The following is a 23,430-nucleotide window of genomic DNA, read 5'->3' on the forward strand; positions in this document are numbered from 1 at the left end:
GGCGACCATGGATTTCATCAGCAATCTCGCCCTCGGCTTCTCGACAGCCGGTTCCATCGAGAACCTGTTCTTCTGCCTGGTCGGCGTCATCCTTGGCACGCTGATCGGCGTGCTTCCCGGCATCGGGGCGACAGCCACGATCGCCATGCTCTTGCCGATCACCTTCCAGCTCGAACCCGTCTCGTCGCTGATCATGCTCGCCGGCATCTATTACGGCGCGCAGTATGGCGGCTCGACCACGGCGATCCTGATCAATATGCCGGGTGAATCCTCCTCGGCAGTGACCGCGATCGACGGCTACCAGATGGCCCGCAAGGGAAGGGCAGGGGCAGCGCTTGCAATCGCCGCGATCGGCTCCTTCTTCGCCGGCACCGTCTCGACCTTCCTCGTCGCGATCTTTGCGCCGCCGCTCACCGCCATCGCGCTTGAGTTCGGTGCGGCCGAATACTTCTCCCTGATGATCGTCGGTCTGGTCTCGTCGATCGCGCTTGCCCACGGCTCGATCATCAAGGCGCTTGCCATGGTCGCACTCGGCCTGCTGCTCGGGCTTGTCGGCACGGACATCTATTCGGGCACGCCCCGCTTCACGATGGGCATCACCGAATATGCGGATGGTTTGAACTTCGTCGCGGTCGCTGTGGGCGTTTTCGGTGTTGCCGAAATCCTGCGCAACCTCGAAAGCGATCGCAATCGCACCGTGCTGATCACCAAAGTCAGCGGTCTGATGCCGACGCGCGACGATTTCAAGCGGATGATCGGCCCGGTGCTGCGCGGTACGGGCATTGGCTCGGCTCTCGGCATTCTGCCGGGCGGCGGCGCCATCCTCGCCTCGTTTGCCTCCTATACGGTTGAAAAGCGCATGGCCAAGAACCCGGAAGAGTTCGGCCATGGCGCGATCGAAGGTGTCGCCGGTCCTGAATCGGCCAACAATGCCGGTGCCCAGACTTCGTTCATTCCGCTGCTGACACTCGGCATTCCCGCCAATCCGGTCATGGCGCTGATGGTCGGGGCCATGATCATCCAGGGCATCGTGCCGGGTCCGAATGTTGCCACCGAGCAGCCGGCCCTCTTCTGGGGCATCATCGCCTCGATGTGGATCGGCAACTTGATGCTCTTGGTTCTGAACCTGCCGCTGATCGGGCTCTGGGTGAAGCTGCTGACGATCCCGTACTACGTGCTCTTCCCGATCATCATGGCCTTCTGCTCGATCGGGGTCTACAGCGTCAACGGCAACATCTACGACCTCTATGCCGTCGCCTTCTTCGGGCTCATCGGCTACGTGCTGGTCAAGCTGCGCTGCGAGCCGGCACCCCTGTTGCTCGGCTTCGTTCTCGGCCCGCTGCTGGAGGAAAACCTGCGCCGCGCCATGATCCTTTCGCGTGGCGACCCGTCGACCTTCGTCACCCGGCCGATCAGCGCGACACTGCTTCTGATCGCGCTTGCGGTGCTCATCATCGTCTTCCTCCCGAGCGTCAAGAAGAAGCGCGAGGAGGTTTTCCAGGACGAGGACTGATATCCCTCATCCTGTGATTTCGAGAGGCTGGCGGCGACGCCAGCCTTTTTTCATGGAAGGTTGGGGGAGAAGAGCGATGTCCAGTTGCGGATGAACTCTTCCCGCGTGGCCCTGTCCTGGGCGGCCAGCAGCGCCGGGCCGACCCTGATGGGGCGGCCGATGCCGGACTCGATCAGCGAGGCCGGCCCATCCACGCCGGGGGGCAGAGGTGCGTTTTCGGCAAAGTAGAAGGCCTTTTCGCGCGCCACCGTCTGGCCGCGCTCCGAAACGAGATAGTCGATGAAACGGGCTGCGAGATCCGGCTGCGGCGAATGCGTCGGGATCATCGCACCGCGGGTGAGGATCAGCGTATAGTCACGCGGTACGACGACCCGCATGTCGTTGTTGCGCAGGTAGCGCCCATAGGCATAGGAGCCGAGGATATTGTAGGCGATCTTCAGCCGGCCCTCCTCGATCAGGTCCAGCACTTCCTTGTTGCAGCAGCTTGTGACCACCTGGGCGCGGCTGAAGCTTTCCAGCAGGCGGCCATAGCTTGTCGGTGCCTGCTGGGCGTCGTGGAAGGCGAGCAGATAGCCAACGCCCGAGAGCTGGACATTGTAGGTGCCTATGCGGGTCCAGTATTCGTCCGGCTTGCGGCGCAGAAGTTCGGCGATCTCGACATGCGAGCGCGGCACGTCCTCGGGCGGGACCTGCGAGGCATCATAGACAATCACGGCTGGTTCGAAGGCGAAGCCGAAGATTTCGTCGCGCCAGTTGGCCCAGGCCGAGACCCGTTCGGTTTGCGCCGACCGGTGCGAACGGGCGCAGCCGTCATTGGCGAGTTTGACCAGATGATCGACGGAAGAGGATATCCAAAGGTCGCCATGGCTGCGTTGCTGGCGGCAGGCCAATTCGGCCTCGCGGAAAAGGTCGTTGCTGACATAGTCGTTGAACTCGACCGTCACGTCGCGTGCCGTCTCCTGGAAGTCGAGGATCAGCGGTGCGATTACATCGGCGTCTGTAACGCCATTAATGACCAGCCGTGTCCGCTCTTCCCCAGGCGCTGGAAAAACAGAGCGGTCGCCCTCCAGCGCAACAGCCGAAGTCGATGACAGAGCCGCTGCAACGAGCGTTGTTGTCATCCATTGCAGTGTCGTCGAAAGTCTCACGAGACGGACCTCTCCATCAGAGGAAGTTCGAGGAACACGGTGAAGCCGCTTTCCGGCGCGGGCTCGCGAAAGGCGAGGGCTCCGTTGAGTGTGGTTGCCACTTCAGACGCAATCGCAAAGCCGAGGCCGGAGCTGCCTTCACCCGTCTTCGAGGAAACGAAACGACGCGTAACCTGGGTCCAGTCCTGGGGCGGGATGCCCGGTCCATCGTCTTCGACTTCAATCAGCGCGAAATCGCCTCGCCTTACCACGCGCACGGCAAGGCTTGAAACCACGCCGTGCCGAAGAGAATTGTCGATGACGTTGACGATCGCTTCGCGCAGGCTCAGGCCATCGCCGAGCACCATCAACGGCTCAGGTGGAGCCTCGAAGGAAACCACGATGTCGGGATCGATGGTAATCGGCACGGCAGCGCGGAAGGCCTTGCGTGCGACATCGACAACATCGATCGGCGAGAGCTGAATGGAATCGAAGCGGTGGATCACCATGGCGTGGTTCAGTAGCTGTGTCGTGAAGCGCGCGAGTTCTGACGCTCTGTTGCGCACCCGGTCGAGATGGCGACGATCATTGTCTGAAAGCGCGTCTTCGTTGATCAGGCTTACCTGGGCCGAAAGGGCCGTCAGAGGTGTGCGGATCTGGTGGGCACTGTCGGCGATGAAGCGTTGCAACAGCTGCAGGCGATCGTCGAGGCGTCGCATGAAGTGGTTGATGGATTCCACGAATGGCGAGAGTTCGCGCGGCACGTCGACGGCGAGCGGTGTCAGGTCCTGGCTGTCGCGGCGGCGCAGCGTGTCGCCGAGAGCATCCAGCGGGCGCAGGGAATAGCGAACCGCAAGGATGGTGCCACCCAGTGCCAGCAGGCTCATCACGCCGACCAGTGCCAGCGCCCGCGTGGTCAATTCCGTCGTCAGTTGCTGTCTCGCCTCTGTCGTCTGGGCGATGAGAACATTTGCCCAGCCGCCGATGGCTGGATCGGCAATGGCACGGCTTGCAGCCACCATGCGAACAGGCTGTTCGCGGAAACTTGCGGTTTCAAACAGCGCTTCAGACCTGGCATTGGTGATATCAGCCGGGAAGTCCAGATCCTCGTAACCGGTCAGGGTCGAGCCGTCAGGGGCAACCACGCGGTAAAAGATCTTGTCGCGCGGTGCCAGCCCGAGCAGTTCAAAGGCGCTGGGAGGAAGGTTGACTGTGATGCGGCCCTCTTCGACCAGCAAACTATCGAGAATCTGGATTGCGGCCCCTTGCAGCAACCGGTCATAGGCTTCATCTGCCGCGGCGCGGGCATAGAACCAGGCGGCGGTCATCAGGACCGCAGCGCCGCCCGCGAGAACAACGGCGACGCGGATGACGAGGCGCGCAAAGAGGGAACGCCTAGTCCTCTGCATCGGACACCAGTTGATAGCCCACGCCGCGCACCGTCACGATCCGGGCACTTGCGCCCTCGAGCTTCTTTCTCAGTCGCCCGACATAGAGTTCGATCGCGTTCGGGCCGGCCGGCTCATCAAAACCGAAGAGCTGGTCGAGCAGCTGATCCTTGCTGAAGACGCGCCCTGGACGGCTTGCGAGGATTTCGAGCAGGGTCATCTCGCGACGCTTCAACTGCACCTCGCGATTGCCGACCTTGACGGTGCGCTGCGAGCGGTCGAGCAGGACGTCACCGCATGCAATCACATTCGTGGCTTCGCCGCCGGCGCGCCGACGCAACAGCACGCGGGCGCGGGCCTCCAACTCGCGGAAATCGAACGGTTTGACGAGATAGTCATCGGCCCCAAGGTCTAGCGCGCCGACACGATCGTCGATCTCGGAGCGCGCCGTGAGAACGAGGACGGGGACGGCACTTCCCTTGTCGCGCATGCGTTTCAGAATGGAGAAACCGTCCATCCCAGGGAGCATCACGTCGAGGATGACGAGATCGTATTCGGTGAAGTCAAGGATCTCCGCTGCCGCGCGGCCGTTCGTCTCCCAATCGACGGTGTGGCCGATGGTTTCAAAGCGACGAGAGATCGCTTCACCGACGTCGAGTGTATCTTCCACGAGCAAAATGCGCATGGCAGGACGCTCGCATGTCTGCCAACTTCGATCAAGCTGAAGACGGGCCGTCATCGCAGGCAAATGGTCTCGCGTTCACTGGCGCCACATGAACTTTGACATTGAACCCTCTGGGTTCCGGCCGCATCGTCACCATGAAAGCGGTCTGTCTGCCAGACGCGATTGACGGGGCAGGCCAGGTCTCAAGCCTGAACGTCGTTGACCATCCGCATGGCCGGAGGCGCCGCTTCCATAGCTTCGATCAGCGATGCCATGATCGCCGTCCGAAGGGCATAGGTATTGGCTGTGGTCTTCTTGTGGTCCAGTCTCTGCGCCGCGACGACCAGATTGGCACCCTGCTGCATGACGATCTGCTGAGCCCGGACCATCGCCCAGGTCTCGATATCGATCTGTTCCCTCATGTCCCGCATCCTCAGCTAAATCATTTAGCCCGCGAAGCCTTCTCGAATTGGCCTCGTATTCAAGGATATTCGATTACTTGAATTGGTTAAATCAGTTATCCAAAAAAGGTCATATGATTTGAGAGGCCCCGGTTGATTATTTGGGAAGCGCTTGCGTAGCAAACTTTCAGTCTTCTTTAAGTTCCATGATGCTTATGTGGAGGGATGGAATTTAGGAGGCACCATGAGCTGCAAGGGCTGCAAGAATGGGACGGCGTTCCAGTCTTCGTTTTCGATGGCATTCCAACCGATCATGGACATCCGTCGAGGCGAGATCTTTGCCCATGAAGCTCTCGTGCGAGGTGTAGACGGCAGCGGCGCTGGGCTGGTTTTGTCGCTGGTCGATCCGGACAATCGTTATGCGTTTGACCAGCAGTGTCGGGTCAAGGCCATCGAATTGGCGGCCAATCTCTTTCCCCGTCATGGCATGCCGCATCTGTCGATCAACTTCATGCCCAACGCTGTCTACGAGCCGAGGGCCTGTATTCGTCAGACGCTGGAGACGGCGAGGCGCACCGATTTTCCGCTCGACCGGATCATCTTCGAGTTCACTGAAGTCGAAAAGCTCGACACGGAGCATCTGCTCAACATCCTTCGAAGCTATCGAGAGATAGGCTTTAAAACCGCAATCGACGATTTCGGCGCCGGCTATTCGGGGCTCAACCTGCTCACGCGGTTCCAGCCCGATATCGTCAAGCTCGACATGGATCTGATCCGTGGCATCGACACCGATCCCATCAAACAGGTTGTCGTGCGGCGCACGCTGGATATGTTGCGGGACCTCGGGGTCACCGCCGTTTGCGAGGGCATCGAGACGGCTGGAGAATTTTCGGTTCTGACAGATTTCGGGGTCGATCTCATCCAGGGCTATTACATCGCCCGCCCCACCTTTGAAGGTCTCAGTGAGATCTCGCCATTGCTGGCGGCCTGATCGCTTCACATAGGAAGGGGCCACCTTCGACAGGCGGCCCCTGGCTTTTTTCTCTGAACGGCCCTCAGAAGTCCATGCCGCCGGCCGGCATCGCCGGGGCTGCTTCCTTCTTCGGCTTCTCGGCGATCATCGCTTCCGTGGTGATCAGGAGGCCAGCAACGGAGGCTGCATCCTGCAGCGCGGTGCGGACCACCTTGGCCGGGTCGATGACGCCCTGGGCGAAGAGGTCGCCATATTCGCCGGTCTGGGCGTTCCAGCCATAGGCGAATTCCGACTTCTCGCGCAGCTTGCCGACGATGATCGAGCCTTCTGCGCCGGCATTCTCGGCGATCTGGCGGACCGGGGCCTCGATGGCGCGACGGATGATGTCGATGCCGACGCGCTGGTCTTCATTGGCGGTCTTCAGGTTTTCGAGCGCCTTGACGGAACGCAGCAGTGCCACGCCGCCACCGGGCAGGATGCCTTCCTCGACGGCTGCACGGGTCGCATGCAGGGCGTCGTCGACGCGATCCTTCTTCTCCTTGACTTCGACTTCGGTCGAGCCGCCGACGCGGATGACGGCAACGCCACCGGCGAGCTTGGCCAGACGCTCCTGCAGTTTCTCGCGGTCGTAGTCGGAGGAGGTCTCCTCGATCTGCGCCTTGATCTGGGCCACGCGACCGTCGATCTCGGCCTTCGAGCCCGCGCCGTTGATAACAGTGGTGTTTTCCTTCTCGATCGACACCTTCTTCGAACGGCCCAGCATGTTGAGGGTGACGTTCTCAAGCTTGATGCCCAGGTCTTCCGAGATGACGGTACCGCCGGTGAGGATTGCGATGTCCTCAAGCATGGCCTTGCGGCGATCGCCGAAGCCCGGAGCCTTGACAGCTGCCACCTTCAGGCCGCCACGCAGCTTGTTGACGACGAGGGTGGCGAGTGCTTCGCCTTCGACGTCTTCCGCGATGATCAGGAGCGGCTTGCCGGACTGGACAACGGCTTCTAGGACCGGCAGAAGGGCCTGAAGGTTCGACAGCTTCTTTTCGTGGATCAGGATATAGGGGTCGTCGAGTTCGACGCGCATCTTTTCCTGATTGGTGACGAAGTAGGGCGAGAGATAGCCGCGGTCGAACTGCATGCCTTCAACGACTTCGAGTTCGGTGTCGGCCGTCTTGGCCTCCTCGACCGTGATCACGCCGTCATTGCCGACCTTCTCCATCGCTTCGGCGAGGTGGCGGCCGATCTCGGTGTCGCCATTGGCGGAGATGGTGCCGACCTGGGCGATTTCCGAGTTGTTGGAGATCTTGCGGGCGTTGTTCTTGAGTTCCTTGACGACGGCATCGACGGCAAGATCGATGCCGCGCTTCAGGTCCATGGGGTTCATGCCGGAGGCGACAGCCTTGGCGCCTTCCTTGACGATGGCCTGGGCGAGCACGGTCGCGGTGGTCGTGCCGTCACCGGCGAGGTCGTTTGTCTTGGACGCGACTTCACGCAGCATCTGCGCGCCCATGTTCTCGAACTTGTCTTCGAGTTCGATTTCCTTGGCAACCGAGACGCCATCCTTGGTGATGCGCGGCGCGCCGAAGGACTTGTCGATCACGACGTTGCGGCCCTTCGGACCCAGCGTCACTTTCACGGCATTGGCGAGGATGTCGACACCGCGCAGCATCTTTTCGCGGGCGTCGGTGTTAAATTTCACTTCTTTTGCAGCCATGGTTCACTCCTCAAAAAGCAAATGATGACCGGTGTTTCTCAGGCGGCTTTCTTCTCGGCGGCCTGGGCTTCGATGATGCCCATGACGTCGGCTTCCTTCATAATCAGCAGCTCTTCGCCGTCGATCTTGATCTCGGTGCCAGACCACTTGCCGAAGAGCACGCGGTCGCCGACCTTGACGTCGAGAGCGACGATCTGGCCCTGTTCATTGCGGGCGCCAGGACCGACGGCGATGACTTCGCCTTCCTGCGGCTTTTCCTTGGCGGTGTCGGGAATGATGATGCCGCCCTTGGTCTTTTCCTCGGACGAAACGCGGCGGACGACGATACGGTCGTGCAGCGGACGGAACTTCATGTTTTCCTCCTGGACAAACAAAATGGAACGTCCCCAAAGGCCGGACCGGATGCGGTCCGGACGGGTTGCCGGACCCTCCAACGGCATCCGGCGGGCGAAGATTTGGTTTGTCCGATTTTGTCTTTCAAGAGGGGTTCGAGAAAAAATCAGCACTCGCGCCATTGTGCTGCTAACAATCTGATTTTCAATCACAATTTGTGACGCCTTCTTGTCAGATATGGAATTTTTGTCAAACTTTTTATCGTCAGTGACCAAGAGGGAAACCGCATGAAATCTTCTGCAGACTTCACCCTCCAGATGGAGGGTTATGGCCTTACCACCGCGCATATTCTCTACCGCATGCCCGACTTCCGCTCCGTGCTTCAGACCTTCCTCTGGCAGGACTACGATCTTGCCCCCGATTTCCCACAGATGACCAAGTTCCTGAATTTCTGGCGGACCAATCTCGACGGCGATTTGCATTCGGTGCGCTTCAGCCACAAGCGGCTGATCGGGCCGAACGAATGGCGCAAGGTGGACGGAGAATTCAACCTCCACTGAGGATCCTGGATCGCCCGGGACGACGGGAACAAGGCAGGCTGGTGGGCGTTGGTCCGGGTCGGACACCCCACCTCCCAAGGATGCCAGCATGCCCTTTCCCGTTTCGACCTACCGTTTGCAGTTTCGCGGCGGCATGGATTTCGACCGCGCCATCGGGCTCGTGCCCTATCTCAAGCGCCTCGGCATCACCCATCTCTACGCGTCGCCCGTGTTTGCCGCGACGGAGGGGTCGACGCATGGCTATGACGTCACCGATGCCAACGTGATCGATCCCGTGCTTGGCGGTCGGGAAGGGTTCGAACGGCTGGCTGCCGCGTTGAGGTCCGAAGGTCTCGGCCTGATCCTCGACATCGTGCCGAACCACATGGCCGCCAGTCTTGAGAACCCTTGGTGGCGCAGCGTCATCGAACGGGGCGAGGCAAGCCGCTACGGGCATTATTTCGACATCGACTGGAGCCAGCGGCTGACGCTTCCGTTTCTCGGCAAGCCGCTCGAGCAAGCGGTTATGGACGAAGAGGTTTCGCTGGTGATCGATCCCGTGCAAGGGGTGCTCGCATTCGCCTATTTCGACAGTCTCTATCCGCTGAACCCATCGACCTATCCGGCTGCTCTGGCCAAGTGTGAGCATCCCATGGCCGCGCAGCTCTCGGATCTTGGGCGCCGGGCGAAAGCCGGTGAGGAGGCCGAATTCCATCACGCTGTTGTTTCGCTGTGCCGCGACCAGGATTGCGAAGGGTTGCTCAGGGAACTCCAGGCGAAGGCGCGAGAACGAGAGTTTCTGCTCTTTCTGCACGACCTCCAGCCTTTTCGCCTGATGGATTGGACGGAAGCCGCCAAAGGCCTCAGCTATCGGCGCTTCTTCGAAATTGCGGGGCTGGTCGGATTGCGCGTCGAGGCATCGGATGTGTTCGAAGCTGCCCATCGCACCGTTCTGGAGTTGGTTCGCGCCGGCCAGGTTGACGGGTTGCGTATCGACCATGTCGATGGTCTTGCAGACCCCGGCCGTTACTTGCAGCAGCTGCGCGACGCTGTCGGGCCGGACATTCCGATCTATGTCGAGAAGATCCTGGCGCCGGGAGAAGAGCTACCGAAGAGCTGGCCCGTGCAAGGTTCGACCGGCTATGAATTCATCGCGGCCCAGGTGCCGGTTCTGCTCGATTGGACCGGCTTCCTCGCCATTCGGCAGGCTTATGCGGGGATCGCGGGGCCTCAGGCGTCCGTTGCGGAGAAGATGCGGGAGGCGAAGCTGCGGATGATCCGGGTCAACTTCGCCGGCGAGGTAAAGGCCCTGGTCGGGCAGGGCGCCGATTTGCTGCGGCTCGACGAGGACACGATGAACCGGGCCCTCGAAGAGCTTCTTCTCGCCTTCCCGCGTTATCGGACCTATGCCGCGCACGGATACATGAGCGCCGAAGATCGGCAGCTCGTGGATCAGGTGCTGAGCGAAGCAAAAGCGCGGCTGGACGAAACGGCGGCTGATGCGGCCTGGTCCATCGCCGATCTCCTGAAGGGCGAAGGGCGCTTCGAAGATGGTGGCGTCGGAAGCGATCTCTTCCGTCGGCGTTTCCAGCAGTTGACCGGGCCGCTGATGGCGAAATCGCTCGAGGATACGTTGTTCTTCCGCCATGTTGAGTTCCTCGCCTTGAACGAGGTCGGTGGCGAGTTGGAACCGGAGGAGGGCGGCGTCAATCATTTCCATGCCGAGATGCAGCGGTGTGCGGCGACGCAACCATTTGGGCTTTCCGCCTCCTCGACGCATGACACCAAGCGCGGCGAGGATGCCCGCGCGCGTCTCTTCGCGCTTGCCGAGGATGCGCCCCGCTTTGCTGCCCTGATCGAGGGGTGGCGCAAGACGCATGGGGATGCCGTCGTCGAGGTCGATGACAAGCCCGTACCTGAGCCTCAAGTCGAATGGATGATCTTTCAGGCATTGATCGGCCACTGGCCGGTCGAGTTCATGGCCGATGATCGGGAAGGCATTGCCGACTTTGCCGAGCGTGTCCTAGCCTTCGTGGAGAAGTCCCTGCGCGAGGCAAAGCTCCGGACGGACTGGAACGCGGTGAACGAAGACTACGAGAGCGCGGTGAAGGATTATGTCCGCACGCTGCTGTTCGATAGGCCTCAATTCGTCACCGAGCTGGTGCACGAGATCCAGCCGCTGATCTGGGCGGGTCTGATCAATGGCCTTACCCAGACCATTGTCAAACTGACCGCGCCCGGCGTTCCCGACATCTACCAGGGGAGCGAAAGGCTGGATTTCAGTTTCGTCGATCCCGATAATCGTCGTCCGCCGCCTTTCGAAACCTTGGCTGCTTTCGATCCGCAAGCGCCGATCTCTTTCGGCGACGAGCGTGCGCTCGCAGAGGGGTGGCTGAAACAGGCGGTCATCGGTCGAGGTCTGGCGCTTCGCAACCGGCATCCTCAGCTGTTCCTCAAAGGGCAATATCTGCCGTTGACGATCACGGGCCCCCGCCAGTCGCACGTCTTGGCGTTTGCGCGAGAACATGAGGGCATCGCTGCAATCACTGTCGCCTGCCGTCTGCCGATCGCCATGCTTCAGGCGGGCGAGGGGCTGACGTCGGAGCAGTTCTGGGGGGATGCCCTGCTTGAAATACCGGAAGCTCTTGCGGGGCAAGGCTGGACGGAGATTTTGTCTGACCGCCAGCTTGCCGTCGGCAATGATCTTCTGCTGCGAGAGCTGATGGACGGGCAGACGATCGCCTTGCTGACCTCCGAAGCTGGTTAAGCGTGCCTCGCTTCAAGAGCTATGCCGGCGGAGAGACTGCGATGACTCCCACCGGCCACCCCTATTCGTTTGTTCCAGAATTTCAGGCCACAGCGGATCTGGCTCGCGGCAGGAAGCTAACCAGCTGCTTTTGCGGGTTTGAACATTGGCGCATACCGGCTTCGTCTGCCGCCGCGATGAATGCGCTGCGCGCCAGCTCAGTGGCACGGGGCCCACGCAAAGCGTTGCGGCAAAGCCGTAAGGCGCGTTCATAGGCAGGGCCCCGTCTGGTCGGCCACTCAGCATCGAGAAAATCGAGCGCATCATATGCATTTACGAAACGTCGCGTCAGCCCGCAGGGCAATTCGAGCTCGACGGGGATGTTCCAGGTGAAATCGGCTTCAGTCATGCCTTCCTCCGTTTGGCCCGACCAACTCGGAGAAGAGGGCGCGGGTTCCCGCCCCGCAATTAAATAAAGCTGTTATGATATTGATTTTTCTGTTGCGGAACGCGACTGCGCTTCGCGGCGCTCAAGCCAGACCGTTGTTTCATCGCCGGCAAGTTGGCTCGCTTCCACCACGTTCTTCCCGTCCAGCAGGGCGTGCAGCAGGCTGCCGCTGAAGGTGTCGCCGGCGCCGATCGTGTCGCGCACGACGATTGTTCTCGCCAGGGTCAGCATGGTTTCTTCGCAGCCGTCATAAACCGAGATTGCAGAGGGGCCGTCCGTCATCACCAGATGGGAAAGCCTATCCGTTGCGAGCGCCCGGGCCATGGCCCAAACCTCGGTCATGGGCATCCCGGGCAAATCGGCTTTCGAACCGACCATGATGTCGGCGGGACGGACCTCGCCCTCGCGCAGCGGAACCTGCGAGACGACAAGCGGCGCCCGGTTCAGCGAGGCGAGGATGGTGTCCGGCAGCTTCGGCGCGTTGACGTAGAATGCATCCGCCGCGACTTCGTGGTCGAGCACAAAGGTGCGGGAAAGGCGACGCTCGCTGGACAGGATGGTCCGCTCGCCGGTCGGGTCGAGGAGGATATCGGCAAAGTCTGTCTCGCCGTCGCGCCGTGCGATCAGCGTCGTGTCAAAACCGGCGTCCTTGAGTGCGGCATGCGCATCCTTGCCATGCGCATCGCTCATCAGGTTCGATAGCAGCGCCACGTCATGCCCGAGATCGAGCAGCCGGCGCGCGGTGAAATAGCCGCCGCCGCCGAGGCGGGTCTCGCGTGACGACCAGGCGATGCGGCCACCGGAGCGCAAAGGCTCCGTCAGACGCCAGATGCGGTCATGGTTGATGTGGCCGATGACGACCACCCGCTTTTTCTGATCGCCGCTCACTCGGTTGGATCCTTGGGCGCGGGGCGGCTGGTCTCGCGCAAGATCAGTTCCACTGGCCATAGCTCCTTGATATCGGTCGCCTCGCGGCCTGAAAGCAGTTCCAGAACAAGATCTGCGATCCGGCTGCCGGCTGCGCGGATAGAGGACCTGGTCGTCGATAGGGACGGGGCCATGTTGTCGGCAGTCAGGTAGGGAAAGACGTCGTCATGGGCGATGACGGAGATATCTTTGCCGATCGCCAAATTCATCGACCGCGCCGCGCGATAGACGCCAAGCGCCGTCATCATCGACCCGGCGACGAAGGCCGTGGGGCGCTGCCGCATCTCCAGCGCCAAACGGGCGAAGCGAAAACCAATCTCGTCCGTGAAATTGGCATGGGTGACGAGGCTCGGATCATAGTCAATGCCACGTTCGGCCAGCGCGGCCTTGTAGCCTGTCAATCGGTCCAGCGTGAAGGTGAGGCCTTCGCGGCCGTTGAGAAGTGCAATCCGGCGATGGCCAAGATCGAGCAGATGCTCGGTGCTGCGGCGGATCGCGCCTTCGTTGTCGATATCTAGCCAGGCATGCGGGACATCTGTTGCGGAGCGGCCATGCACGATGAAGGGGAGTTTGAGCTCATGCAAAAGTGCTATGCGCGGATCGTTCGGGCGAGGTGAGTGGATAACGACGGCATCGACCCGGCGGCTTTCGGCTAGCCGCCGGTAGAGCTGTAACTCGTCTCCTGCATCGTGCTCCGCCATTGGTGTAATCAGAATGTCGATGTCTTCGCTGCTCAGACGATCGGCCATGCCGCTCATGAATTCGGAGAACTGGTAATCGCCCGACTTGGTCATGACCACGCCGATGGCGCCGGCCCGGCCGGTTGCGAGGCGCACGGCATTGATATTCGGCCGATAGCCGAGGCGGGCGGCCTCTTCCATCACCCGGGCACGGGTCGCCTCATTGACCTCCGGATAGCCGCTCAGGGCGCGGCTCACCGTCGTCGGCGACAATCCGATCTCTCTGGCGAATTCCTTGAGCTTCATTCCTTTAACCGCACTCCTGCCGGAACTTCCGGTCGTGATGCCGCTTATCCCATGCTTGGGGGCGGCATGGCAATTGCAGATCCGCCAGTGTTAAAAACGGTTCAAAATGGTGCGGTGTACTTATGGCCTGGAACTGTTCGCTTCGGTCTCGTTGGAACCGTTTGACAGGTGATTTAACGATTGTATTGTTGCCTCCAAACCGTTTTCAAAAAACCTTGATCCTGCCATGGTCTTGTTCTCCTTTTTCTTTACGTCCGATGGAGCGATGCGACCTGGCAAGACAAGGTCCATGGCCGGTTGCACTGGCAAAACCTAGGGAGAATACAGATGACGATCAGAACGGTTGTCTGGGGTGAAAACATTCACGAGCGCGAAAACGCCATCGTCCGGGGGATCTATCCCGATGGCATGCATGCGACGATCGCTGCCGCGCTGAACACGGATCCGGATATCGAGGCGACAACGGCGACGCTGCAGGAGCCGGAGCATGGGCTGCCCGTCGATCGCCTGGCGGAAACCGACGTTCTGGTCTGGTGGGGGCACAAGGCGCATGGCGAGGTCTCCGACGAGATCGTCGAGCGGGTCGCACACCGAGTCTGGGAAGGCATGGGGCTTTTGGTCCTGCATTCCGGCCATTTCTCCAAGCCGTTCAAGCGACTGATGGGAACACCCTGCGCGCTGAAGTGGCGCGAGGCGGGCGAGCGCGAGCGGATCTGGACGGTCAATCCGGGCCACCCGATTGCGGCTGGCATTCCGGAAAACTTCGTGCTGGAAAACGAAGAGATGTATGGCGAGTTCTTCTCGGTTCCGGAGCCGCTCGAGACGGTGTTCATCTCCTGGTTCGCCGGTGGCGAGATCTTCCGTTCCGGCCTTACCTGGCGTCGCGGTGCTGGCAATATCTTCTACTTCCGCCCGGGTCATGAGACCTATCCGACCTATCACGATGCGACGGTGCAGCAGGTCATCCGCAACGGCGTGAAATGGGCTTATAATCCCATGCCGCGTTATGCCGCCGTGCATGATGCCCCGAATGTGCCGGTCGAACAGGCCCTGGAGCCGATCACCGAACGCGGCCCGCGTCTGCATCAGGCCGGCGAGGAAGGCTACAAATGAGTGTTTCTCCCATTCGTCTCCTGATCCTCGGGACCGGGGGCATGGCCAATACCCATGCCATGAACTTCTCCACGATTGCCGGTGTCGAACTGGTTGCAGCCGTCGATCTCGACATGGCGACGGTGCGCGCCTTCGCCGCCCGCCACAACATTCCCAACACGTTTACTTCGCTCGACGAGGCGATCGCCTGGGGTGAGTTCGATGCCGTCACCAACGTGACGCCCGATCGCGTGCACCATCCAACCACCTTGAAGCTGATTGCCGCCGGCAAGCATGTCATGTGTGAAAAGCCCTTGGCCGAGAACTATGCCAAGGCCGACGAGATGGCGACGGCGGCGGAAATGTCCGGCCTCGTGAACATGGTCAACCTCACCTATCGCAACGTCGCGCAGGTGCAGAAGGCCCGGCAGATGGTCATCGGTGGCGAGATCGGCAAGGTTCGCCATATCGAGGCCTCCTACCTGCAGAGCTGGCTGGTCTCCAAGGCCTGGGGCGACTGGTCGACGGAGAGTCAGTGGCTCTGGCGGTTGTCGACCAAGCACGGGTCGAATGGCGTGCTCGGCGATGTCGGCATCCATATTCTCGATTTCGCAGGCTATGGTGCGGCGACCGACATCGACCATGTCTTCGCGCGTTTGAAGACCTTCGAGAAGGCGCCGGGCAACAAGATCGGCGAATATGATCTCGATGCCAATGACAGCTTCACCATGACCGCCGAGTTCACTAACGGTGCGATGGGTGTCATCCATGCCAGCCGCTGGGCGACAGGTCATCTCAACGAGCTCAGGCTTCGCGTGCATGGCGACAAGGGTGCGCTTGAGGTCATCCACCGCCTCGACGGTTCAAGTCTTCGGGCCTGCCTGCAGGAGGATGTCGAAAAGGCCGTGTGGCGCGAGATCGAGGTCGATCCGGTCGAGACGAACTATCAGAAGTTCATCACCGCGATCCGCTCCGGCTATGGCCAGGAGCCGAGCTTCCGGCATGCAGCCAGCCTGCAGAAAATCCTGGATCTAGCCATGCTGACGGAAGTCGAGCGGCGCGAACTGGCGGTTTGATATCGTACATTTGTAAAGGTTCAGCAGAATGATTGCTGAGCGGCCCAGTACCAATCCGCTTGGTACTGGGCCCCGTTCCACGTTGGCTTACCGTTATCGTTGGATACTTTTTACTGCGGCTATCGCAGCATCAAGTTCGCAGATTTCGACTTTAAGTTCTTTGCTAACCTCTAGCCTGTAGGTAGGGTCTTCTAATTCATGGAGGAGCACGCCTATAGCTGGCTGACTGCCTTGGCGGGTCCTTTCTGGGTCATACAAATGGATCGGTATGTAGTGTCTCTCCCCACCCGGATTTTTCAACGTGATACTCATCTGTGAATTTTGAAGGAACTTGGCACTGAGTTTATACATGCAATTTTATCCCTATATGATTGCCGAACATAGTAGTGCGCTCGCAACTAAATCATTAGTAATGCGGGCCATGGATTGATTGTTTGTGGATGGACGCAAACTTGTGCCGAGCCAGCGGACGCACAACGAATCGTTTCTCTATTAATACATTAGCTTTAACAGATAGGCAATAAAAGATATTTGGCCTGTCTGAAGAAAAGGCGCCATAAAACTTGGTTTTCAGAACTTAGTCTCAAACGAAAACGCCGCCCGAGGAGGTTCGGGCGGCGTTTCCATTTTGCGCTGACCTCATCGGACAGCGCGGGAGCTCTTGCGTGTCAGTAGCTTACGGTGACGGCAGACTTGTCTTTCGCCGACTTCACTGCGGCATCGGCGAGTGCGAGCGCGATCAGGCCGTCTTCAGCCGACGGCGACATTGGTGTGCCGTTGTCGAGGGCGTCGATGAAGGCGGAGATTTCGGCTGCATAGGCTGCCGTATAGCGGGTCATGAAGAAGTCGTGCAGCGGCGGGCGGGTATAGCCGTCCTTGTTGGCGACTTCGATCGAGACCGGGCGCTGGTTCTCGGCCGAGACAGAACCGAGCGAGCCATGCACCTCGATGCGCTGGTCGTAGCCGTAAGACGCACGGCGGGAGTTGGAGATGATCGCCTGGCGGCCGCTCTTCGTCGTCAGGATCAGCGAGGCGCTGTCGTAGTCGCCGAGTTCGCCGATCTTGGGATCGACCAGAACGGAGGCCGAGGCCTGCACCGTTTCGATCTCTTCGCCGAGCAGGAAGCGGGCCATGTCGAAGTCATGGATGGTCATGTCGCGGAAGATGCCGCCGGAGACCTTGATGTATTCGGCCGGCGGTGCGCCCGGGTCGCGGCTGGTGATCGTCACCATCTCGACCTTGCCGATCGAGCCCTTGTCGATTTCCTTGCGAACGGCCTGGAAATGCGGGTCAAAGCGGCGGTTGAAGCCGAGCATGACCTTGCCGCCGACGGCGCGCACGGTCTCGAGGCAGGCCTTGGCGCGTGCGACGTCCAGGTCGATCGGCTTTTCGCAGAAGATCGCCTTGCCGGCCTTGGCGAAGCGTTCGATCAGGTCTGCATGGGTGTTGGTGGGCGTGCAGATGATGACGGCGTCGATGTCCTTGTCGGCCTCGATCTCCTCGATCGTCTTCACCGCGCAGCCGGTCTGGGCCGCGATGGCGTTTGCGGCGTCCGCGAAGGCGTCGGCAACGGCGACGAGTTTCGCGCGCTTGTCTTCGGCGATTGCCTTGGCATGCACTTTGCCGATGCGGCCGGCGCCCAGAAGTGCCAGTCTCGTGACCATGTTCATTTCCTCCCTATGCGCCTTGTTCCCTCGTCAAAGGGCGGCGATTGTGATGTGTTTGGGGGCTCCGAGGCGGAGCCAAGCTGATCGAGGTTCCATTTGTCGCTGGCAAATGCCGCGTTTTGGAATATATGTTCTATTTTGCTAGATTGTGACACGGTTTCTGTCAAGCGTGACGAGGTGCTTGATGACGGGAGGGGGAGACTGCATGGGCGAGAATGGCGGACCGCAGACGATCAAGGCCTTCGAAGATCGTCTGCTGGAGGTCTCCGGCAGCCTGCCGAAGCGGTTGAAGCAATGCGCCGATTATGTCGCGGCCAACAAGGACCGGATCGCCGTGTCCACGGTTGCCGAGATGGCGGAGGGTGCTGGCGTGCAGCCGTCCGCCTTCATGCGCTTCTGCCAGATCATGGGTTTCTCCGGCTTTTCGGAGATGCAGAAGCTGTTTCGCGAGAGCTTCGTGGGAGGCTGGCCCGACTATTCCACGCGCCTCCAGCACTTGCGGGAAAAGGCCGAAGGCTCGCCCTCGGCGCTTCTCGCGGAGTTCGTCGAGGCAGGGCGGCTTTCGCTGGAAAATCTCGTCAAAACCGTTGATCCCCAGGCGCTTGAGGTCGCCGTCAAGCAACTGGCCTCGGCGCGCATGATCCACATCATGGGCCTGCGGCGGTCTTTTCCTGTGGCGAGCTACATGGCCTATGCATTCGAGAAGATGGGCGTGCCCGCCATGCTGCACAGCGTGGTTGGCCGGCTCGACAATCATCACGCGATCCGTCCGGGGGATGCCCTGCTTGCCGTCACCTTTTCTCCCTATTCTGCCGAAACGCTTGAGCTGGTCGAGCAGGTCCGGGCGCGCGGCGTTCCCGTTGTCGCCGTCACCGATACGGTGGTCAGTCCACTCCGACGGATGGGGGCGACACTGCTTTCCGTTTCCGAAGTCGATTTCGGCGCGTTCCGCTCTCTCTCGGCCACGCTCTGTCTGGCGATCACGCTCTCCGTAGCCGTCGGTACGGCACGTCGGGATGACTGAACGTCCGTATTGAAATTCTTCAAAATAGAATTTATAGTCCATTTTATGAATGGCTGTTCCAAAACTGGAGCGGTCGCGAGGCGGGGCGTCAGATCCCGCATCACAGGGAGGACATCGCTTGGCTTCGCTCGATCTGATCACGATCGGTCGCTCGTCCGTGGACCTTTACGGTGCCCAGGTCGGCGGTCGGCTGGAGGACATGGCCTCCTTCAACAAGTATATCGGGGGCTCGCCGACCAATATCGCGGCGGGCACAGCGCGGCTCGGCTTGAAGTCGGCGCTGATCACCCGCGTCGGCGACGAGCATATGGGCCGCTTCATCCGCGAGCAGCTGGTGCGCGAGGGTGTGGATGTGCGCGGCGTCAAGACGGACAAGGAGCGGCTCACCGCGCTGGTGCTGCTCGGCATCCGGGACGAGCATCAGTTCCCGCTGATCTTCTACCGCGAAAACTGCGCCGACATGGCGCTGTCGGAAGAGGATATCGATCCGGATTTCATCGCCCAGGCGCGCTGCGTCTGCGCCACGGGCACGCATCTGTCGCATCCGCGGACGGAGGCCGCCGTACTCAAGGCTCTGAAGATCGCCCGCGAGAAGGGCGGCCTGACGGCGCTCGATATCGACTATCGCCCGAACCTCTGGGGTCTCGCCGGCCATGGCGACGGCGAAAGCCGCTTCATCGAATCCACTCAGGTGACGGCGAAGCTGCAGTCGACGCTGCATCTCTTCAACCTGATCGTCGGTACGGAGGAGGAATTCCACATTGCCGGCGGTTCGACGGACACAATCGAGGCGCTGAAGGCGGTTCGCAAGGTCTCGTCGGCAACGCTGGTTTGCAAGCGTGGCCCGATGGGCGCTGTCGTTTTTGACGGTGCGATCCCCGACAGTCTCGATGCCGGCCAGACCGGCCAGGGTTTCCCGATCGAGGTGTTCAACGTGCTCGGCGCCGGCGATGGCTTCATGTCGGGCCTGCTCAAAGGCTGGCTCACCGGTCAGGATTGGCCGACCAGCCTGAAATATGCCAATGCCTGCGGCGCCTTTGCCGTCTCCCGCCATGGCTGCACGCCGGCCTATCCGAGCTGGGAAGAGCTGCAATACTTCTTCCGCACTGGCATCAAGAACAAGGCGCTGCGCAAGGACGAAGCCCTGGAGCAGGTGCACTGGTCGACCAACCGCAAGAATGATTGGTCGACGATGCGGGTCTTTGCCTTCGATCATCGCATGCAGCTCGAAGCCATGGCCAAGGAAGCCGGCGTTGCCGACGAGAAGATCGGTGCCTTCAAGAACCTCTGCCTCGATGCGGCGCTCAAGGTGTCCGGCGGCAATGCCGGTTACGGCCTGCTCTGCGACAGCCGTCTCGGTCGCGAGGCACTGTATCGCGCGGCTGGCACGGGTCTCTGGATCGGTCGTCCGGTCGAATGGCCGGGTTCGCGCCCGCTGACGCTGGAGCCGGAAATCGGCCCGGATTTCGGCGGCCTGGTCGAATGGCCGCTTGAACATGTGGTGAAGGTTCTCTGCTTCTATCACCCCGATGATACGTCGGAGATGAAGGCCGAGCAGGAAAAGACCGTGCAGCGGCTCTTCCATGCCGCCCGCCGCAACCGGTTGGAATTCCTGCTGGAGGTCATCCCCTCCAAGGTCGGCGCCTGCGATGACGAGACGGTGGCCAAGATCATCGAGCGTTTCTACGAAATCGGCGTTTATCCCGACTGGTGGAAGCTTGAGCCGATGAAGACCACGGCGTCCTGGGCCAATGCCTGCAACGCCATCGACCGCAACGACCCGAACACGCGCGGCATCGTGGTGCTCGGTCTCGATGCGCCACAGGCGGAGCTTGAGGAGAGCTTCCAGCTTGCTGCCGGCTTCGATCTGGTCAAAGGTTTCGCCGTCGGCCGCACCATCTTCGGGGATGCCGCGCGCAAGTGGCTCGCCGGTTCGCTGAGTGATGCCGCTGCCGTCGAGGATATGGCTGCGCGTTACCAGAGCCTCTGCGTGATCTGGGATGCGGCGCGCCAGAAGGCGGTTTCCGCCAAGGGAGGAAAAGCATGAAGACGATCCGGCTGACCGCCGCCCAGGCGATGGTGCGCTACCTCGCCAACCAGCTGAACGAGGATGGCGTTCCCTATATCGCCGGCATGTGGGCGATCTTCGGTCACGGCAATGTCGCCGGCATTGGCGAGGCGCTTTATGGTATCCGTGAGGAACTGCCGACCTATCGCGGCCAGAACGAGCAGTCGATGGCGCATGCGGCGATCGCCTATGCCAAGCAGCTCGGCCGTCGTCGCGCCATGGCGGTGACCTCATCCATCGGCCCCGGCGCGCTCAACATGGTGACGGCGGCGGCGCTCGCCCATGTCAATCGTCTGCCGGTGCTCTTCGTGCCCGGCGATGTCTTCGCCAATCGCGGCCCCGATCCGGTTTTGCAGCAGATCGAGGATTTCGGCGACGGCACGATGTCGGCGAATGACTGCTTCCGGCCTGTCTCGCGCTACTTCGACCGCATCATGCGGCCGGAACAGCTGCTGACAGCGTTGCCGCGCGCCATGCGGACGCTGACCGATCCTGCGGATTGCGGCCCCGTCACGCTTGCCTTCTGCCAGGACGTGCAGGCTGAGGCCTATGATTATCCCGAGAGCTTCTTTGCCAAGAAGACCTGGCGCTTCCGTCGTCCGGAGCCGGATGTCGTGGAGTTCGAAGCGGCGGTTGCGGCGCTGAAGGCGGCGAAGAACCCTGTGATCGTCGCCGGTGGCGGCGTGCATTTTGCAGGCGCCACAGACACGCTGAAGGCCTTTGTCGAGAAGCACCAGATCCCTGTTGTCGAGACCCAGGCCGGCAAGTCGGCACTATCATGGGACCATGGCCTGAACTTCGGCCCCGTTGGCGTTACCGGTGCCGAGAGCGCCAATGTCGTCTCGGAGAAGGCCGACCTCGTCATCGGCGTCGGCACGCGCTTCCAGGATTTCACCACGGGGTCCTGGGCGCTGTTCAAGAACCCCAACCGCAAAATTCTGGCGCTCAACGTGCAGCCTTACGACAGCGCCAAGCATGATGCGATCCCGCTGGTGGCGGATGCTAAGATCGGCCTTGAAAAGCTTTCGGCCGCGCTCGGTGATCACACGTATGCCGCACCGGATGCCGGTCTCAAGGCCTCCTGGTTTGCCAAGGCGGATGCCGTGACGGCGGCTCCCAAGGACAGCAATTCGCTGCCGACGGACATGCAGGTGATCGGCGCCGTGCAGCGCGCGTCGCGGGATAACACGGTTGTCATGTGTGCGGCGGGCACCATGCCGGGCGAGCTGCATCAGCTGTGGAAGTCCAAGCTGCCGCTCTCCTATCACATGGAATACGGCTTCTCCTGCATGGGCTACGAGATCGCCGGCGGTCTCGGCATCAAGATGGCGGAGCCCGATCGCGACGTCATCGTCATGGTCGGCGACGGCTCCTACATGATGATGAATTCGGAACTGGCAACCGCTGTTGGCATGGGCGTGAAGATCACGCTGGTGATCACCGACAACAGGGGCTACGGCTGCATCAACCGGCTGCAGATGGGCACCGGCGGCGCGCAATTCAACAACCTCTACGCCCATTCGAATGTGAGCCCCATCGCCATCGATTTTGCCGCTCATGCGGCCTCGATGGGGGCGCGGTCCCACAAGGTGTCGTCGATTGCGGAGCTGGAAACAGCCCTAGATGCCGCCCGCGAGGCGACCGAGACCACTGTCATCGTCATCGATACCGATCCTTATCCAACCACCGGAGCCGGCGGCTACTGGTGGGATGTCGCGGTGCCGGAAGTCTCCGCCCGCGCCGAAGTCAATCAAGCCCGCACTGCCTATGAAGCGGCTCTGAAGGAAAGAACCTGATCATGATCCTTTTCGGAACCAACCCGATCGCCTGGTCGAACGATGACGATCGCCGTCTCGGCGCCCATATCAGCCTCGAACAGTGCCTGGACGAAACCGCCAAGATCGGTTTCGACGGCATCGAAAAGGGCCACAAGCTGCCGACAGATCCTGCGGGTCTCAAGTCGGTGCTGGAGCCGCGCGGCCTGAAATTCGTCTCCGGTTGGCATTCGCTGAACCTGCTGACCAACTCCATCGAGGAAGAAAAGGCCGCCATGCAGCCCTTCCTCGATGTGCTGAAGGCCATGGGCTGCAAGGTCATCATCGTCTGCGAAACCTCCAACGCCATCCATGGCGCCGATGATCTGGCGCTGGCCTATCGTCCTGTCCTGTCCGATGTCGAATGGGCCAAGTTCGGCGCCGGCGTCGAGGTGCTCGCCGAGTTTTCCGCTTCGCAGGGCATCTCGCTGGTCTACCACCATCACATGGGCACGGTCGTCGAGACCGAGGCCGAGATCGACAAGCTGATGGAGCATACCGGCCCGCATGCCAAGCTGTTGCTCGACACCGGCCATTGCTATTTCGGCGGCGGCGATCCGGAAGCGGTTGCGAAAAAACACATGCACCGCGTCGGCCATATCCATGCGAAGAACGTTCGTCCCGTCATCGCCGATCAGGTCCGCCAAGAAAAGCTCTCCTTCCTTGAAGGCGTTCGCCGCGGTGTGTTCACCGTTCCCGGCGATGTCGAAGGTGGCGTGAACTTCCCGCCGGTGCTGAAGATCGCGGCCGAACATGGATACCAGGGCTGGATCGTCATCGAGGCCGAGCAGGACCCGGATGTGCGCAATCCCTTTGAGTATCAGAGCCTGGGTCTCAAGTCGCTCAAGGGCTTCGCCAAGGAAGCCGGCCTGATCTAATAATGTCCACGGGGCGGAGCAGACCCTCCGCCTCGTGTTTTGACAGATCGCGGATTTG

Annotated in this window: 20 protein-coding genes; 10 read left to right on the forward strand and 10 right to left on the reverse strand. The window is 61.0% G+C overall.

Annotated features, from left to right (window positions below; genetic code table 11):
• The first annotated feature begins 7 nt into the window (after positions 1-7).
• Positions 8-1,513, forward strand: a complete 1,506-nt coding sequence (locus AC1PUL_RS01220; protein WP_480466232.1) for a tripartite tricarboxylate transporter permease — start codon at positions 8-10, stop codon at positions 1,511-1,513.
• Between the two features lie 50 nt (positions 1,514-1,563).
• On the opposite strand, the gene AC1PUL_RS01225 is transcribed toward AC1PUL_RS01220, so the two are convergent.
• The 4 genes from AC1PUL_RS01225 to AC1PUL_RS01240 all read right to left on the reverse strand — a co-directional run bounded on the left by AC1PUL_RS01225 (position 1,564) and on the right by AC1PUL_RS01240 (position 5,114).
• Positions 1,564-2,661: an ABC transporter substrate-binding protein gene (locus AC1PUL_RS01225; protein ID WP_480466233.1), complete on the reverse strand. Its 1,098-nt coding sequence runs from the start codon at positions 2,659-2,661 to the stop codon at positions 1,564-1,566.
• On the reverse strand, positions 2,658-4,049 hold the full coding sequence (locus tag AC1PUL_RS01230; RefSeq protein WP_480466234.1) for a sensor histidine kinase: 1,392 nt from the start codon (positions 4,047-4,049) through the stop codon (positions 2,658-2,660). Before AC1PUL_RS01230 ends, AC1PUL_RS01225 begins: the two co-directional genes overlap by 4 nt.
• Complete coding sequence (locus AC1PUL_RS01235) at positions 4,036-4,713, reverse strand: response regulator transcription factor (protein ID WP_480466235.1); 678 nt, start codon at positions 4,711-4,713, stop codon at positions 4,036-4,038. Before AC1PUL_RS01235 ends, AC1PUL_RS01230 begins: the two co-directional genes overlap by 14 nt.
• A gap of 182 nt (positions 4,714-4,895) precedes the next feature.
• Entirely contained in the window at positions 4,896-5,114 is a 219-nt protein-coding gene (locus AC1PUL_RS01240; RefSeq protein WP_480466236.1) for a hypothetical protein, read from the reverse strand.
• A gap of 223 nt (positions 5,115-5,337) precedes the next feature.
• On the opposite strand from AC1PUL_RS01240, the gene AC1PUL_RS01245 reads away from it, so the two are divergent.
• Positions 5,338-6,084, forward strand: coding sequence for an EAL domain-containing protein (locus AC1PUL_RS01245; RefSeq protein WP_480466237.1), 747 nt, complete (start codon positions 5,338-5,340; stop codon positions 6,082-6,084).
• 64 nt (positions 6,085-6,148) lie between these two features.
• On the opposite strand, the gene groL is transcribed toward AC1PUL_RS01245, so the two are convergent.
• Together groL and groES are read right to left on the reverse strand one after the other, a co-directional pair.
• Positions 6,149-7,774: a chaperonin GroEL gene (groL, locus tag AC1PUL_RS01250; RefSeq protein ID WP_480466238.1), complete on the reverse strand. Its 1,626-nt coding sequence runs from the start codon at positions 7,772-7,774 to the stop codon at positions 6,149-6,151.
• Positions 7,775-7,812: 38 nt separating this feature from the next.
• Positions 7,813-8,127 (reverse strand): co-chaperone GroES, encoded by a 315-nt coding sequence (gene groES, locus AC1PUL_RS01255; protein ID WP_113461902.1) that lies wholly within the window; start codon positions 8,125-8,127, stop codon positions 7,813-7,815.
• 267 nt (positions 8,128-8,394) lie between these two features.
• On the opposite strand from groES, the gene AC1PUL_RS01260 reads away from it, so the two are divergent.
• Together AC1PUL_RS01260 and treY are read left to right on the forward strand one after the other, a co-directional pair.
• A complete protein-coding gene (locus AC1PUL_RS01260) occupies positions 8,395-8,667 on the forward strand; it encodes an usg protein (protein WP_480466239.1) in 273 nt (90 codons plus the stop codon).
• A gap of 88 nt (positions 8,668-8,755) precedes the next feature.
• Positions 8,756-11,413 (forward strand): malto-oligosyltrehalose synthase, encoded by a 2,658-nt coding sequence (gene treY / locus AC1PUL_RS01265; RefSeq protein WP_480466240.1) that lies wholly within the window; start codon positions 8,756-8,758, stop codon positions 11,411-11,413.
• Positions 11,414-11,495: 82 nt separating this feature from the next.
• Here the strand turns inward: treY and AC1PUL_RS01270 are convergent, their stop codons facing one another.
• From AC1PUL_RS01270 to AC1PUL_RS01280, 3 genes are all read right to left on the reverse strand, one after another.
• Positions 11,496-11,801 carry a DUF982 domain-containing protein gene (locus AC1PUL_RS01270; protein ID WP_480466241.1) on the reverse strand — a complete coding sequence of 102 codons (306 nt, stop codon included), beginning with the start codon at positions 11,799-11,801 and terminating at the stop codon, positions 11,496-11,498.
• Positions 11,802-11,873: 72 nt separating this feature from the next.
• Positions 11,874-12,728 carry a PfkB family carbohydrate kinase gene (locus AC1PUL_RS01275; RefSeq protein ID WP_480466242.1) on the reverse strand — a complete coding sequence of 285 codons (855 nt, stop codon included), beginning with the start codon at positions 12,726-12,728 and terminating at the stop codon, positions 11,874-11,876.
• Positions 12,725-13,753, reverse strand: coding sequence for a substrate-binding domain-containing protein (locus AC1PUL_RS01280; RefSeq protein WP_480466243.1), 1,029 nt, complete (start codon positions 13,751-13,753; stop codon positions 12,725-12,727). The genes AC1PUL_RS01275 and AC1PUL_RS01280 overlap by 4 nt, the downstream gene beginning before the upstream one ends.
• A 327-nt stretch (positions 13,754-14,080) precedes the next feature.
• On the opposite strand from AC1PUL_RS01280, the gene AC1PUL_RS01285 reads away from it, so the two are divergent.
• Both AC1PUL_RS01285 and AC1PUL_RS01290 read left to right on the forward strand, forming a co-directional pair.
• On the forward strand, positions 14,081-14,866 hold the full coding sequence (locus tag AC1PUL_RS01285) for a ThuA domain-containing protein (RefSeq protein ID WP_480466244.1): 786 nt from the start codon (positions 14,081-14,083) through the stop codon (positions 14,864-14,866).
• Positions 14,863-15,921 (forward strand): Gfo/Idh/MocA family protein, encoded by a 1,059-nt coding sequence (locus AC1PUL_RS01290; protein ID WP_480466245.1) that lies wholly within the window; start codon positions 14,863-14,865, stop codon positions 15,919-15,921. The genes AC1PUL_RS01285 and AC1PUL_RS01290 overlap by 4 nt, the downstream gene beginning before the upstream one ends.
• A 668-nt stretch (positions 15,922-16,589) precedes the next feature.
• Here AC1PUL_RS01290 and iolG read toward each other — a convergent pair.
• The gene (gene iolG, locus AC1PUL_RS01295) at positions 16,590-17,585 is read right to left on the reverse strand and encodes an inositol 2-dehydrogenase (RefSeq protein WP_480466246.1); all 996 of its coding nucleotides are present in this window, start codon (positions 17,583-17,585) and stop codon (positions 16,590-16,592) included.
• A 208-nt stretch (positions 17,586-17,793) separates the two neighbouring features.
• Between iolG and AC1PUL_RS01300 the strand changes: the two genes are divergently transcribed.
• From AC1PUL_RS01300 to iolE, 4 genes are all read left to right on the forward strand, one after another.
• Positions 17,794-18,612 (forward strand): MurR/RpiR family transcriptional regulator, encoded by an 819-nt coding sequence (locus AC1PUL_RS01300; RefSeq protein ID WP_480466247.1) that lies wholly within the window; start codon positions 17,794-17,796, stop codon positions 18,610-18,612.
• 118 nt (positions 18,613-18,730) lie between these two features.
• Positions 18,731-20,659 (forward strand): bifunctional 5-dehydro-2-deoxygluconokinase/5-dehydro-2-deoxyphosphogluconate aldolase, encoded by a 1,929-nt coding sequence (locus AC1PUL_RS01305; RefSeq protein ID WP_480466248.1) that lies wholly within the window; start codon positions 18,731-18,733, stop codon positions 20,657-20,659.
• The gene (gene iolD, locus AC1PUL_RS01310) at positions 20,656-22,476 is read left to right on the forward strand and encodes a 3D-(3,5/4)-trihydroxycyclohexane-1,2-dione acylhydrolase (decyclizing) (RefSeq protein ID WP_480466249.1); all 1,821 of its coding nucleotides are present in this window, start codon (positions 20,656-20,658) and stop codon (positions 22,474-22,476) included. The genes AC1PUL_RS01305 and iolD overlap by 4 nt, the downstream gene beginning before the upstream one ends.
• 2 nt (positions 22,477-22,478) lie before the next feature.
• Positions 22,479-23,372 (forward strand): myo-inosose-2 dehydratase, encoded by an 894-nt coding sequence (gene iolE, locus AC1PUL_RS01315; RefSeq protein WP_480466250.1) that lies wholly within the window; start codon positions 22,479-22,481, stop codon positions 23,370-23,372.
• Positions 23,373-23,430: the final 58 nt, after the last annotated feature.

The sequence above is a fragment of the Rhizobium sp. P43 genome (assembly GCF_056730705.1).